The sequence below is a fragment of the Methylobacterium sp. A54F genome, assembly GCF_053346035.1.
Map to the genome: position 1 here is coordinate 1 of NZ_JBKFBF010000183.1, position 291 is coordinate 291.

1 protein-coding gene is annotated in these 291 nt (G+C 64.3%); it reads right to left on the reverse strand.

From position 1 onward, the window contains the following. Positions 1-291, reverse strand: a 291-nt coding sequence (locus ACLBXP_RS25885) for an ABC transporter transmembrane domain-containing protein (RefSeq protein WP_447670655.1), incomplete at both ends; no start/stop codon positions are given.

Below are 291 nucleotides of genomic sequence, written 5' to 3' on the forward strand. Positions count from 1 at the left end.
CGAACAGGCGAGCGCCGAGCTCCACGTCGATGCGGCTCGTCGTGTGGGTGAGGATGTACTGCCTGAGGTACTGCAGCACGCAGTTGAACAGGCCGATCGCCACGGGGCCGATAATCACCATCGTGAGGGTGGCGTAGCCCTTGTGGGCCAGCACCTTGTCGATGACGATCTGGAAGAACATCGGCGTGACGAGGGCGCAGAGCTGCACGAACAGCGAGGCCAGGAGCACCGTGCCGAGGGGCATCCGGTAGCGCCAGATCGAGGGCACGAACCAGGTCAGCCCGAAATCGG